11 protein-coding genes are annotated in these 14,572 nt (G+C 65.4%); all 11 read left to right on the top strand.

Going from position 1 to position 14,572, the window contains the following annotated elements:
* Positions 1–17: 17 nt before the first annotated feature.
* Positions 18–1,616: an APC family permease gene (locus ACZF5Y_RS10660; protein ID WP_497532630.1), complete on the top strand. Its 1,599-nt coding sequence runs from the start codon at positions 18–20 to the stop codon at positions 1,614–1,616.
* 113 nt (positions 1,617–1,729) lie between these two features.
* The gene (locus ACZF5Y_RS10655; protein WP_497532629.1) at positions 1,730–2,731 is read left to right on the top strand and encodes a GGDEF domain-containing protein; all 1,002 of its coding nucleotides are present in this window, start codon (positions 1,730–1,732) and stop codon (positions 2,729–2,731) included.
* Positions 2,732–2,741: 10 nt separating this feature from the next.
* Positions 2,742–3,551, top strand: coding sequence for a thymidylate synthase (locus ACZF5Y_RS10650; protein ID WP_497532628.1), 810 nt, complete (start codon positions 2,742–2,744; stop codon positions 3,549–3,551).
* A gap of 14 nt (positions 3,552–3,565) precedes the next feature.
* The gene (locus ACZF5Y_RS10645; protein ID WP_497532627.1) at positions 3,566–4,066 is read left to right on the top strand and encodes a dihydrofolate reductase; all 501 of its coding nucleotides are present in this window, start codon (positions 3,566–3,568) and stop codon (positions 4,064–4,066) included.
* Positions 4,067–4,088: 22 nt separating this feature from the next.
* A complete protein-coding gene (dapA, locus tag ACZF5Y_RS10640) occupies positions 4,089–5,066 on the top strand; it encodes a 4-hydroxy-tetrahydrodipicolinate synthase (RefSeq protein ID WP_053353629.1) in 978 nt (325 codons plus the stop codon).
* A gap of 15 nt (positions 5,067–5,081) precedes the next feature.
* Positions 5,082–6,758 (top strand): ribonuclease J, encoded by a 1,677-nt coding sequence (locus ACZF5Y_RS10635; protein ID WP_053353438.1) that lies wholly within the window; start codon positions 5,082–5,084, stop codon positions 6,756–6,758.
* Between the two features lie 4 nt (positions 6,759–6,762).
* Positions 6,763–7,836, top strand: coding sequence for a lipid II:glycine glycyltransferase FemX (locus tag ACZF5Y_RS10630; protein WP_497532626.1), 1,074 nt, complete (start codon positions 6,763–6,765; stop codon positions 7,834–7,836).
* Positions 7,836–9,455 carry a murein biosynthesis integral membrane protein MurJ gene (gene murJ, locus ACZF5Y_RS10625; RefSeq protein ID WP_497532625.1) on the top strand — a complete coding sequence of 540 codons (1,620 nt, stop codon included), beginning with the start codon at positions 7,836–7,838 and terminating at the stop codon, positions 9,453–9,455. Before ACZF5Y_RS10630 ends, murJ begins: the two co-directional genes overlap by 1 nt.
* Positions 9,452–10,486, top strand: coding sequence for a lipid II:glycine glycyltransferase FemX (locus tag ACZF5Y_RS10620; RefSeq protein ID WP_497532624.1), 1,035 nt, complete (start codon positions 9,452–9,454; stop codon positions 10,484–10,486). Before murJ ends, ACZF5Y_RS10620 begins: the two co-directional genes overlap by 4 nt.
* Before the next feature lie 115 nt (positions 10,487–10,601).
* On the top strand, positions 10,602–13,496 hold the full coding sequence (locus tag ACZF5Y_RS10615; RefSeq protein WP_497532623.1) for an FtsK/SpoIIIE family DNA translocase: 2,895 nt from the start codon (positions 10,602–10,604) through the stop codon (positions 13,494–13,496).
* A 56-nt stretch (positions 13,497–13,552) separates the two neighbouring features.
* Positions 13,553–14,563, top strand: a complete 1,011-nt coding sequence (locus ACZF5Y_RS10610; RefSeq protein ID WP_497532622.1) for a Cif family virulence factor — start codon at positions 13,553–13,555, stop codon at positions 14,561–14,563.
* Positions 14,564–14,572 lie beyond the last annotated feature (9 nt).

Raw genomic sequence — 14,572 nt, 5'->3', positions numbered from 1 at the left:
AAGTCTGGAAAGGTGACATGGCCAAGTACGATCTCAACGCACCGGAGCCCGCGACGCGAACGCTCGACTCGGTGAGCGGTATCAGCAAGAAGGGGCTCCCCTCGGGCACGGTGGGCGTGCTGGGCGCCCTCGTCATCGGCCTCTCGACGTGCGCTCCGGCGTACACCCTCACCGCGGCGGTCGGTCCGGCGGCGAGCGAGGTCGGCTACCAGACGCCCGCGATCTTCCTGATGGGCTTCATCCCGATGCTGCTCGTCGCCCTCGGCTATCGCGCGCTCAACACGGCGATGCCCGACTCAGGTACCTCGTTCACCTGGGCGACCCGCGCGTTCGGCCCCTGGATCGGGTGGATGGCCGGGTGGGGCCTCATCGCCGCGACCGTGCTCGTGCTGTCGAACCTCGCCGGCATTGCCGTGGAGTTCCTGTTCCAGTCGCTCAGCATCCTGATGAACGACCACTCGATCGCCGAACTCGCGACGAACAAGTTCATCAACATTGCGGTGTGCCTCGGGTTCATGGCCCTTGCGACGCTCATTTCTTACCGGGGCATGACCTCCACCAAGATCTTCCAGTACGTCACCGTCGTCTTCCAGATGGCCGTGATGATCTGGTTCATCGTTGCGATGTTCGTCGGCTCGGGCGACCCCGCCAACGTCGAAGGCCGCACCCCGGAGCTCTCCTGGTTCAACCCGTTCGAGGTGTCGAGCTTCAGTGCATTCGCCGCAGGCATCGCCGTCTCGATCTTCGTGTACTGGGGCTGGGACACCGTGCTCACGATGGGTGAGGAGACGAAGCCGTCGAAGGGCCGGCTCTCGACCGAGAGCAAAGCGGCGATGATCCTCATCGGTATCCTCCTCGTGCTCTACGTCGGCACCGCGACGGCAACGGTCGCCTATGCGGGCCTCGGCGACGGGCCGACGGGCCTCGGCAACTCCGCGATCGTGGAGAACGTCTTCGCCGCCCTCGCGCATCCCGTAATGGGGCCGGCGGCGATCCTGCTGTCGCTCGCGATTCTCGTGAGCGCCATGGCGTCGATCAACTCGACCGCCATCTCTCCGGCCCGCACCCTGCTCGCGATGTCGCACTACCGCGCGCTGCCCGCAGCGATCAAGCGCGTGCACCCGAAGTACAAGTCGCCGTACATCGCCCTGCTGCTCTCGTCGATCGTCGCCTCGGTGTTCTACGCGGTGATGCGCTTCATCAGCGAGGATGTGCTGTGGGACACGATCACGGCACTCGGCATGATGGTGTGCTTCTATTACGGCATCACCGCGCTCGCGAGTCCCTGGTACTTCCGCAAGACCGCGGTGCGCGAGGGCCTCGGTTCGGTGATCTCCAAGCTCGTGCTGCCGGGTCTCGGCGGAGTCTTACTGCTGATCGTCTTCGTGAAGACCACGATCGATGCAATGGACCCGGACGCCGGGTCGGGCAGCAGCATTGCCGGAGTGGGGCTCGTCGGCATCATCGGTGTCTCCGTGCTCGCCATCGGCGTCGTGCTGATGCTGCTGCAGGCGAAAGCTTCGCCGGCGTTCTTCCAGGGTGGGGTGCTCGCGCGCGTCGACGCGTCGAGCGACACTTCCGCCATGCCGGTGTTCGACGACGGCCTCGGCTCGTAGCGTTCGAGCAGCACTGATGCCGCCGCGCACGATTCGTCGTGCGCGGCGCGTCATTCCAGGTGCATGTTCACCGGTCATGACATAGGATCAGACCTCTGACAGACGGGTGGGGCATGATCGCGGTGATTCACAGGCTTCGTGCGCGCCAGAATGATCGCTCCATCGCGACGCTTGCGTTCCTCGTGGCCGGCGTGCTCTTCGCGAGCGTGAACGCGACGCTGTTTCTTCCGCCGGGCGATCAGCGACCCGACCTCGTCGCGGTCGCGATGGCCTGTCTGGTGCCCGCGGTCGCGATCGCGATCGCGGGGGAGCGTTTCTCTGCGACGGCATCAGGCATTCTCATGGTGGCCGCCTTCCTCGTCGTGGTTCCCTCGGTGCTGCTCGCCCCCGATCGCGTGCGCGCCCTGAACACGGCCCTCTTGTTCGGGCCGTTTTTCCTCTACCTCGTCTGGTTCTTCCCGATGTGGTTCGCACGTCTGCTCGGCTACGCATGGATCGGGTTCGTGGATCTGTTCATCCTGCTGCGTCACGGAGTGGAAATGTCGTCGGTGCTGCTCACACTGACGACGACGGGCCTGCTGCTCGGGGAGCTCATCGGCCTCTTCAAGCGTCGTCTCGAACGCGCGTCGCTGACCGACCCGCTCTGCGATGTCTGGAACTCGCGCGGATTCGCGCGCCTCCTCGAACGCGAGGTCGCGGGATCGCAGCGCAGTGGTCGACCGGTGACGCTGGTCTACCTCGATCTCGACGACTTCAAACTGATCAACGACCGACTCGGGCATTCCGAGGGCGACCGCGTGCTGCGCGACTTCGCGACGCAGATGCAGGATCGCTGCCGTCCCGGCGATGTCTTCGCGCGCTTCGGCGGCGACGAGTTCGCGCTGCTGCTCGTTGACGCCGACGCCGAAATGGCGCAGACAATCGCTGAGCGTCTGCACCGTGAGATTCCGACGCCCGGCTGGTCATACGGAATCGCCGAGTGGATGCCGGGCGAGACTGCGGATGCCTTCATTTCGCGCGCCGATCTCGGCATGCTCACCTCGAAGCGTGCGCGCAAAGCGAACGACAGCGGAGAGACCGAACATCGGGCCGAAGCGGAGCCCGAGCCGCGATAGACTCCTGCTCGTGAGTGCGAATGCGATCCTGACCCCCTACGAAGATCTGCTGCGAGAGGTGTACGAGCACGGCACGCAGAAGTCGGATCGCACCGGCACGGGCACGCGAAGCCTCTTCGGGCGGCAGCTCCGATTCGATCTCGCGGAGTCGTTTCCGCTCATCACGACGAAGCGCGTGCATTTCAAGTCGCTCGCGGTAGAACTGCTCTGGTTTCTCCGTGGCGAGGGCAACACGCGGTATCTGACCGATCACGGCGTGACGATCTGGGACGAGTGGGCCGACGAGAACGGCGACCTCGGCCCGGTCTACGGCGTGCAGTGGCGCTCGTGGCCGACACCCGACGGCGGTCACATCGATCAGATCGCGAAGGTTGTCGAGCAGTTGCGCGACACCCCGGACTCGCGTCGCATCATCGTGTCGGCCTGGAACGTCGCGGAGCTCGACGAGATGGCGCTCGCGCCGTGCCACGCGTTCTTCCAGTTTTACGTGGCCGACGGCAAGCTCTCGTGCCAGCTCTACCAGCGGTCGGCCGACATGTTCCTCGGCGTGCCCTTCAACATCGCCTCGTACGCGCTGCTGACGCTCATGCTCGCGCAGCAGGTCGGGCTGGAGCCCGGTGAGTTCGTATGGACGGGCGGCGACTGCCACATCTACGACAACCACGTCGAGCAGGTGGAACGGCAGCTGTCGCGAGATGCGTTCTCGTACCCGAAGATCGAGATCCGCAAAGCCGAATCGATCTTCGACTACACACTCGAAGACTTCGACGTCATCGGTTACGAGCACCACCCCGGCATCAAGGCGCCGGTCGCGGTCTGACCGTGCGCATCGGAATGATCTGGGCGGAGGCCCGCGACGGAGCGATTGGCCGTGATGGCGACATGCCCTGGCGTCTGCCGGAAGACGCCGCGTTCTTCAAAGAGCAGACCCTCGGCGCTCCCGTCATCATGGGTCGCAGCACCTGGGAATCGCTGCCCGAGCGATTCCGGCCGCTTCCGGGCCGGGCGAACATGGTGGTCACGCGCAACCCCGTCTTCAACGCACCGGGCGCGCGGGTGGTGGGTTCGCTCGACGATGCCGTCGCTTCGCTGACGGGTGAGGTCGAACCGGTGGATCGCGTCTGGGTCATGGGCGGCGGGCAGCTCTATCGAGCGGCCATGCCGATCGCAGATGAACTTGTGGTGACGAAAATCGACCTCGACGTGCCCGACGCCGACACCTTCGCTCCCGAGATCGGCCCGGAGTGGCAACTCGTCGACCCCGGCACCCCGCAAATCTCGCGCACCGGGCTCGCATACCGCTTCGAACGCTGGAGTCGCGCGCGTACCGTGTGAAATCGTCCGGTAGCCTAGTCTCGTGGCACACCCAGAGAATCCGTTCGGTCAGGTCCTTGTCGCTCTCATCACGCCGTTCCAGGCTGATGGCGAAGTCGATTGGGCCGCGACCGAGAAGCACATCGACGACTGCATTTCGAACGGTGCGGACGGCATCGTGGTCACCGGCACGACCGGTGAGACCAGCACGCTGACCGACCCCGAGAAGCTCAAGCTCGTCGAGGTCGCGAAGTCGGTGTCGGGTGGGCGTGCCAAGATCATCACGGGCGGCGGGTCGAACGAGACCGCGCACGCGATCGAGCTGTACCGCGCCAGCGAGAAGGCCGGCGCCGACGGTGTCATGATCGTCACGCCCTACTACAACAAGCCGACCCAGGCGGGGCTGCTGACGCACTTCCGCATGGTCGCCGACGCGACCGACCTGCCGGTCATCCTGTACGACATTCCCGGCCGCACCGGTGTGCCGATTAAGTACGAGACGATCCTGCGGCTCGCGAAGCACCCCAACATCCTCGCTGTGAAAGACGCCAAGGGCGACTTCAGCGAGGTGAGCCGGGTGCTGAACCAGACCGATCTCATGTACTTCTCCGGCGATGACGCGAACGTGCTGCCGCACCTCTCGATCGGCGCCACCGGGCTCATCGGCGTGACCGCGAACATCGCCGCAGCACCGTACCGCACCATCATCGATGCCGTGAACGCCGGTGACCTGCACACGGCGCGCGAAGTGCATCAGCGCCTCGAACCGCTGGTGCGCGCGGTCATGACCCACGTGCCGGGTACCGTCGCCGCCAAGTACATCCTCCACGGCCTCGGCCGTATCGGCAGCCCGCGCGTGCGGCTGCCCCTCGTCGGCCCGGAAGAGTGGGAGGCGGCGCTCATCGAAGACGAGCTCGCCCTCATCAAGGACTTCCCGGGTGTCGACCTTTCGAACTTCAGGCCGGACCGCAACGCGGCTGCCGGCGGTGCCCTGCCCCAGATCGCAGGCACCACCCGCTAACAAACAGGAGGCCCAGTGCCCAACCCCGTAATGACCCCGCCCAAGCTCGAGGCGGGAACCCTGCGCATCACTCCGCTCGGTGGTCTCGGTGAAGTCGGTCGCAACATGACCGTCTACGAGATCAACGGCAAGTTGCTCGTGGTCGACTGCGGTGTGCTCTTCCCCGAGGAGCACCAGCCCGGCGTGGACTTGATCCTGCCCGATATCTCGAAGATCGAGCACCGACTCGGCGACATCGTCGCGGTCGTGCTCACCCACGGCCACGAAGACCACATCGGCGCCGTGCCGTACCTGCTCAAGCGACGCGAGAATATCCCGCTGATCGGCTCGAAGCTGACGCTCGCGTTCGTCGAGGCGAAGCTCAAGGAGCACCGCATTCGCCCGGAGACCCGCGTGGTCGCCGAGGGCGATCGCATCACCACCGGCCCGTTCGATCTCGAATTCATCGCGGTGAACCACTCCATCCCGGATGCGCTCGCTGTCGCGATTCGCACCGAGGCCGGCCTGGTCATCGGCACCGGCGACTTCAAGATGGATCAGCTGCCGCTCGACGGCCGCATCACTGATCTTCGCGCCTTCGCCCGCCTCGGCGAAGAGGGCGTCGACCTCTTCATGACCGACTCGACCAACGCCGAGGTTCCGGGATTCACCGCCCTGGAGAAAGACATCGGGCCGGTGCTCGAGCGCGTGATCGAAAAGGCTCCGGGCAAGGTCGTGGTTGCGAGTTTCTCGAGCCACGTGCACCGCGTGCAGCAGGTGCTCGACGCCGCGCAGAAGAACGGCCGCCGCGTCGTGCTGCTCGGCCGCTCCATGGTGCGCAACATGAAGATCGCGTCTGACCTCGGCTACCTCACCGTACCCGAGGGCGTGCTGGTCGACTTGAAGAAGAGCGGCGACATCCCCGACGATCGCATCGTCTACATGTCGACCGGTTCGCAGGGGGAGCCGATGGCCGTGCTCTCGCGCATGGTCAACCAGGAGCACCAGGTCGAGATCGGCCCCCGTGACACCGTGATCCTGGCTTCGAGCCTGATCCCGGGCAACGAGAACTCGGTCTACCGCATCATCAACGGACTCATGAAGCTCGGCGCGAATGTCGTGCACAAGGGCAACGCCAAGGTGCACGTCTCGGGGCACGCCTCCGCGGGCGAGCTCATGTACTGCTACAACATCGTGCGCCCGAAGAACGTCATGCCGATCCACGGTGAGTACCGTCATCTCATCGCGAACGCTCGCGTCGCGATCGAGACCGGAGTGCCGCAGAACCGCACGGTCATTGCCGAGAACGGCACCGTCGTCGACCTGGTCGACGGCGTCGCACGCACCGTGGGGCAGCTCGAGATCGACTTCATCTATGTCGACGGCAAGAGCGTGGGGCGCGTCACCGACGACGATCTGCGCGATCGCCGCACGCTCGCCGAAGAGGGCTTCATCTCCGTCATCACGGTCGTGGAGACGAGCCTCGGTCAGATCGTTTCGGGTCCCGAGGTGCACGCCAAGGGGGTCGCCGAAGACGACCGGGTCTTCGACAAGATCAAGCCGCAGATCGCCGATGCGCTCGAGCAGGCGATGAAAGAAGGCGTCACCGATCAGCACGCGCTGCAGCAGATCACCCGACGCACTGTCGGCCGCTGGGTCGGCACGAAGCTGCGCCGCAAGTCGATGATCGTTCCCGTCGTGGTGGTGGTGTAACGCCGTGGCTCATGCTTCGGCGGGCGCGCACGCGCGCCTGGCCACCGCCGACGAGCGCGCCGACTGGGATGCGCTCATCGCGGCGAACCCGGGCGGCGGCGAGGTCTGGCAGGGGGCCGAATACCTCGCCGTGAAGCGCGCGCAGAACCGGTACCACGATCTCGCGGTGATTGTCGAGCGCCCCGGACGCCCATCGCTCGCCGTCGGAGTGCTCGCGAAGCGGGTGCCGCTGCTCGGCTCATGGTGGCATGTGCCGGCCGGGCCCTCTGCCGAGGGCACGGACGAGGTGCTCGAGGCGGCCACGGCCATCGGGGAACTGGCACGCTCACGCGGCGCGTTTCTGGTGAAGATCGAGCCCCGGCTCGGTCTGGCCGCGGTGTCTGAGATCCACGGGTCCGGGTATGCGAGCACCGTGCGCATCATCCCGAACCCGTCGACCATTCTGGTCGATGTCTCCGGAACCGAAGACGACGTTTTCGCGCGTCTCGGCAAGAAGGCCCGAAACGCAATCAACCGGGCCCGCCGCGACGGCATCGTCGTGACCCGGGTCGACGCGACCCCCGAACACGCGGCTCAGCTCTACCGGCTGCTGCAGGAGACCGCGGAGGGCCGCTTTGTGCTGCGTTCCGAGCAGTACTACCGGGAGTTCTGGCGCGAGTTCTCAGAGGCGGAGCAGGGACAGATGTTCCTCGCGCATCGCGACGGCGCGCTCGTCGCCGGTGCCTACGCGATGGGGCTCGGTGCGAAGACCACCTACAAAGATGGCGCTTCCGTGCGCGCGAAAACCGCATACGGAGCCTCGCACGCGCTGCAGTGGGAGGTGCTGCGCTGGGCCAACGAGCGCGGTGCCGTGGTGCACGACCTGTGCGGAGCACCGCCCGCCGACCGCGCCGACGACCGGGAGCACCCGCTTTTCGGCGTCGGGCAGTTCAAGCGCTCGTTCGCAGCTGAGATCACCGACTACGCGGGGGCGTTCGACCTGCCGCTCAGGTCGTTCCCGTATCGTGCATGGGTCACGCTCGGCGACCGTCTCGCACGACGCGCCTCGCTCGCCCTCCGGAAGGACCCGTACTACTAATGGCCGCTGGTCTCATCCGCGCGAGCGCGATCATGGCGTCGGGCACGATGGTGTCGCGCGTGCTCGGGCTCGTGAAGGCGGTGCTGCTCGCGTACGCGATCGGCAACGTCGGCTCGCTCTCGGCCGACGCGTTCGCGAACGGCAACCTGCTGCCGAACACGATCTACATGATCCTGCTCGGCGGTGTGTTGAACGCCGTGCTCGTGCCCCAGATCGTGAAGGCCGCGCATGGAGCTGACGGCGGCGCCGGGTACATCAACAAGATCCTCACTCTGGCGACCACCGCGCTCGTCGGCATCACGATCATCGCGATGCTGGCGGCGCCGTGGCTCATGCACGTGCTGGTGGCGGATTGGAGCGAACAGCAGATCGCCCTGGCGACGGGCTTCGCCTACTGGTGCATTCCGCAGGTCATCTTCTACGGCATCTACACGGTGATGGGGGAGGTGCTCAACGCGCGCAGCATCTTCGGCCCCTTCACCTGGGCGCCCGTGCTCAACAACCTCATCGCCATCGCCGGCATCATCGTGTTCATCGTGATGTTCGGTGCGGACCCGAACGGCCTGCTCGCCGTGACGAGTTGGTCACCCGTCATGATCGGTCTGCTCGGAGGCTCGGCGACCCTCGGCATCATCGCGCAGGCGCTCGTGCTCTTCGCATCCTGGCGCAAAGCCGGCATCCGCTACCGCCCCGACTTCTCCTGGCGCGGTGTCGGCCTCGGGCACACGGCGCGCATCGCTACCTGGACGCTCGCCATGGTCGGCGTGATGCAGATCGGCGGAGTGCTCACGAACCGCATCGTGTCGATCGGCTCGGGTGACGGGCCATCGTCGAGCGCGATGCAACTGGTGTGGCTGATCTTCATGATGCCGCACTCAGTGATTGCGGTGTCGCTTGCCACTGCCTACTTCACGCGACTCGCGGAGTGGGGGCAGTCGAAGCGCATGGCCGAGTTCCGGGAGGATCTCTCGGCCTCGCTGCGCCAAATGTCGCTGGTGATGATGCTCGCGTCGATCGCGATCATCGCGGCGGCACCATTCATCAGCCGCATCATCAATGTCGGAGCGAAAGAAGAACTGGTCGATCAATTCAGCGAGCCTTTGATGGCGTACGCCGTCAGTCTTGCCGCCTACAGCTTTCTGTTCGTCGTGCAGCGCGCCTTCTACGCACTCTCAGACACCCGCACCCCGTTTGTCTTTACTACCATTCAGATGGCGATCGTGCTCGTGCTCTCGTTCGGCATGACGTTCGTGGTCGAACCGCGCTACATCGGGCTCGGGTTCGCGGCGATCTGGTCGTTCGCCACGATCGTCGAGACGGTACTCGCCGTCTGGCTGCTGCGCCGTCGCATCCATGCCCTGGACGGACTCCGCATTCTGCGCAGCATCGTGAAGTTCGTGCTCGCAAGCATTCCGGCACTTGGCGCGGGGCTGCTCGTGACCTGGCTGCTGCGTGTCCAGTTCGGGCAGGTCAATGCCCTGCTCGCCGTCGTGTTGGCACTGGTCGTCGCCGTCGTCGTCACCATCATCTATCTCGGGGCGTTGCGCCTGCTGCGCTCGCCCGATCTCGCGGAGCTGACCGGATTCATCAGCCGCAAACTCGGAAGGACCCGATCGTGACCACCCTGAACGTCGCCCCCTGCACCGACCGGGCACTCTGGGACGCCACCGTTCGTACTCTCGGAGGCCATCCGCTGCAGCTCTGGGGCTGGGGGGAACTCAAGTCTGCGCACCGCTGGAGTGCCGAGCGCGTGCTCGTACGTTCCGGTGACGCGAGCGATGCGCCAGTCGTGGGCGCCGCGCAGCTGCTCACCCGCGCGCTTCCCCGGCCGCTCGGCGGCTTCGTGTACGCACCTCGGGGCCCCATGGTGGCTCGCGAGCCCGGTGCTGAAGACACCCCGGCGACCATTCCCGGGAGCGCCGCGGTCTCGGACGCCATCGCCGCCTACGTGCACCGCACGCGCCGCGCCGTCGCACTGTCGATCGAGCCCGATGAAGACGCGGGGGAGTTTCCGCTCTCGAACACGTGGCGCACAGCTGAGACGTCGGTGCTGCCGGCACGGACGCTGATTCTCGATCTGCGCAAGTCGGAAGACGACCTTCTGGGCGACATGTCGAAGAAACACCGTCAGTACGTGCGCAAAGCCGGCCGCGAGGAATCGCTCGAGATCCGACCGGTGGAGACGATCGCGCAACTCGATGTGTGCCTTGAGGTCTACCGGCAGACGAGTGAGCGAGCCGATTTCGGGCTGCATGAGGATTCGTACTACCACGACGCATTCACCATGCTCGGCGACGACTCGCCTGTGTGGGCGGCGTATGTCGACGATCGCCCCGTGGCCTTCCTGTTCATGGCGAAGTCCGACCGCACCGCGTTCGAGCTCTACGGGGGCATGGACGAGACCGGCCAGCGCCTGCGCGCGAACTACGCGCTGAAGTGGCACGTGATTCGGCACATGAAGTCGATCGGCATCGAGCGGTACGACTTCGGTGGGCTCATCAATGATGGTGTGACGACGTTCAAGAAGGGGTGGGCCTCGCACGAGAACCTGCTCGCAGGCACCTGGGATCGCCCGGGCTCCGGGTATGCGCTCTGGACGAAGGGTCTCCCGCTCGCGAAGCGTGCGGTGCGCGCACTGCGCCGACGCTGATTCGGCTGCCAGCACGCCGCTGTGCGGTCTGTAGTGACGCCGCGGAGTGCGGCGATTCCGGGGGAGCCCGGAGCGTCAACTCGCCAATGTCGGCGGTCGAACGTACCCTCTTAGCATGGCCAGTAAAGCTTCGTCGCGCCAGCAATCGGGCAAGACCGCGGCACGGGGTACCCGTTCCACGGCGACCCGGGCGACCGCAAAAACGAAGGTGCTCGCCGAGCCGGTGCACACGGACGGGGTGCTCGTGCGTGCCTGGAACGGGCTCGCGCACGCCGTTGGCGCCGCAGCCCGGGCGTTCCGCGTCGAGCCGCTCGCTCCTGAAGATCGCCGCGATGGTGTGCCACTGCTGCTGGTGCTGCTGGCCGTCGTCGGTGCTGTCATTGAATGGTTCTTCATCGGTCAGCCGTTCGCCGTCGCAATGGATGCATGGTCGTTCGGCGGCCTCTTCGGCCGTGTCGCCTTCGGGTTGCCCATCGTCATGGTCGGCTTCGCACTCTGGCTCTTCAACCATCCGTCGAGCGTGCACGATAACCGGCGCATCGCGACCGGTCTGACGCTTGCGGTGCTGTCGGTCGCCGGCCTCTGTCACCTGTACGGGGGGCGCCCGAATCCCTGGGAGCATCCGCAAGAGCTCAGTGCGGCCGGTGGAGTATTCGGATGGCTCGTCGGTGGCGCACTCGGCTATCTCACGTTGTGGGTGGCGGTGCCAGTACTCTCGATCATCATTCTGATGTCGGTATTGATCATCACGAAGACGCCGCCATCGCGCATTCTTCAGCGCCTGCGCGAGGCCTACGCATTCTTGTTCGGCGTCAGCCCCGCTGAGCACGGTGATGCCCAGGCCATCGAATCCCCGCGTCGTGGTCGCGGAGCGGAGAAAGACGAGCCCCAGGCACTCTTCGATCTCGAATCCGACGATGGTGACGGCGGGTCGATTCCGTGGTGGCGGCGCACGGCGTCGGGTCGCGAGGAAGACCCCGAGTACGCGGGCGACCGCAACGGCCTGGACGCCGTGCTCGGAGGCCAAGAACCCGAGCCTGATCGCGGGGGCGCGTTCGAGAAGGCCCTCGAGCCTGAGACCGTCACCGACGTGTTCCCGTCTGATTTGTTCGATGATCTGGATCAGGCCGAGGCTGCGGTGCAGGCGGCGACGCCCGCGCCCGCATCAGGTCTGGGTGATGACTCCTGGGACTCCTTCGGCGAGCCCGCCCAGACCGCCATCGTTCCGGTTGAGTCGACTGACGCATCAGCTGAGGCTTCCCCCTTTGTCGTCGCGCCCCCGCACGATCCGGCCAGCCAGGCCGCCTACCGGCTTCCCGATCAGTTCGCGCTCGCCACCGGCGACGCGCCGAAGACGCACACCGAAGCCAACGACCAGATCATGGCCGCGCTGGCGCGCGTCTTCGAGGAGTTCAAGGTCGACGCCCGCGTCACCGGGTTCTCTCGCGGCCCGACCGTGACCCAGTACGAGGTCGAACTCGGCCCGGGCGTCAAAGTCGAGAAAGTCACCGCCCTCTCGAAGAACCTCTCGTATGCTGTGGCGTCGAACGAGGTCCGTATTCTGTCTCCGATCCCGGGCAAGAGCGCCATCGGTATCGAGATCCCGAACCAGGATCGGGAGAACGTTGCGCTCGGCGATGTGCTCCGCTCGAATAAGGCGCAGCGCAGCACGCACCCGATGACCATCGGTGTGGGCAAAGACGTCAAGGGCGGGTTCGTCGTGGCGAATCTCGCGAAGATGCCGCACCTGCTCGTCGCCGGTGCGACTGGTTCTGGCAAGTCGAGCTTCATCAATTCGATGATCACGAGTCTGCTGATGCGCTCCACGCCGGCCGAAGTACGCATGGTGTTGGTCGACCCCAAGCGAGTCGAACTCACCGTCTATCAGGGCGTGCCGCACTTGATCACCCCCATCATCACTAATCCCAAGAAGGCGGCCGAAGCGCTGCAGTGGGTCGTGAAAGAGATGGACATGCGCTACGACGACCTCGCGAGTTTTGGCTTCCGCCACATCGACGATTTCAACGAAGCCGTGCGCTCAGGCGGCATCGTGCTCCCCGAGGGCAGCCAGCGTGTGCTGAAGCCTTACCCGTACCTGCTCGTCGTCGTCGACGAGCTCGCTGACCTTATGCTCATCGCCCCTCGCGATGTTGAGGACTCGATTCAGCGCATCACTCAGCTCGCCCGCGCGGCGGGTATTCACCTCGTGCTCGCGACCCAGCGCCCCTCGGTGAACGTGGTGACGGGCGTCATCAAGTCGAACGTGCCGAGCCGATACGCCTTCGCCGTGGCCTCGGGAACGGACTCTCGGGTCATCCTGGACGAGGTCGGTGCTGAGCGCTTGATCGGTCAGGGCGACGGACTCCTGCTGCTCAACGGGGAATCGACGCCGATGCGAGTGCAGGGCGCCTGGGTCGGTGAGGCCGAAATCGCTCAGGTCGTGGCGCACGTCAAAGCGCAGGCGCAACCCGAGTACCGGGCCGACGTGCAGCAGGTCGTCGAAAAGAAAGACATCGATGAAGACATCGGTGACGATCTTGAGGTGCTGCTCGCGGCGATTGAGCTCGTGGTCACCTCGCAGTTCGGCTCCACCTCGATGCTGCAGCGCAAGCTCCGTGTCGGGTTCGCCAAAGCGGGTCGGCTCATGGATCTGATGGAGTCCCGTGACATCGTCGGCCCGTCGGAAGGTTCGAAGGCCCGTGACGTACTCGTGAGTCCGGAACAGCTTCCTGAGGTCATCGCACGCATCAAGGGCGGCGGTTCGCCGGCAGCGCCGGCATTCGTCACGCCACCCAGCGCCCCCGTTGCGGCCGCTTCGGCTTCGGCAGTCGTCGACCCGACACCGACGACGCCCCTTGAAGCTGCGACTGATGTCATCGAACCGCTGGGCTCCGAACACGGCTATGGCGACACGAGATATGACGACCCCGTCGCGCAATATCAGGCATCGCTCGAAGAAGTTGACGGCGATACCGATGAAGACGCCTGGCAATTGACCGGACGCGATTGACGATGCGCCGGCCGGCCGTGCAGTGATCACCCGATCGACCGACTCGAGGAGGACCCATGACCCTGACTGATGAGACGGCTGAGCGCACAAGTTCTCCGAAATGGATGTGGGGAGTCACCGGGGCACTCGCGGTCGTCGTGCTCGGGGGAGCCGGCGCCGTTGTCGCGATCGATGCGCAGGACAACGATCGTGGAGCGGTGCGAGCGATTGCCGACTCGTACGTGGCCGCGGTGGAATCCGGCGACGTCGCCCGAGCGGAGGCGCTGTTCGATGGAGGGAAGACGTCGGACGCAGAGGTCACTCTGTCGCCCGAGGTCGTCGGTTCGGCTGCGCTGATTGCATACCCCGAATTGGAGCAATTCCGCGTCGACTTTGACGGCGGTCGTGCAGCGGCGCACGTTCGGTTCGAACTCGAGGGGGAACCCTACTCCGAGCGGCTCCAGATGCGTCGCGATGCCGATGGCGTCTGGAAGGTGACCGCAGGTCTGCGGTACGAGGTCGAGCTCGATTCGGCGTCCCGCGGAGCATTGGCGTTCCGAGGCATGGACCGTGCGTTCCCGAGCGACACCGAGTCGCTCACGATGTACGCCGGCGCCTACACATTCGTCTCACACAACAAGTACTTCATCACCGACAACGACGCGGAGTACGTCGCCGCATCGCCCTACGGGTCGATCTACGCGACGGATTGGTTGCGCCCCGGCCCCGGGTACGAAGCCGAGGTGCAACGGCAAGTAGAAACAGTGTTCGCCGAATGCGCGAAGTCAGACACACTCGATGCCCTGCGCAGCTGCGGTATTGAGGCTCCCGAACCGGACGCGCGATTCGCGAGCTCGTCAGAAGTGTCTATCTCTGTTGACATGGAGCGCGCACCGACGGCCAGGGTCGAACCGGGTATCACTGGGTGGGCGTCTCTTGCAGATCGAGGCAGCTTCGATCTCACCTACACCGGGCGCGATGCTTCCGGTCAACGGGTGACCGATCAGACGACGGCTTCGGCGCAATACGCGGACCTCGAGATTGCCGCGACCGAAGACGGCCTCAGCGTCGAAGTCACGAACTACTAGGCTGCTCAT

Source organism: Leucobacter sp. WKLB1 (assembly GCF_059696215.1).
This window is presented reverse-complemented; position numbering and strand designations above follow the sequence as displayed.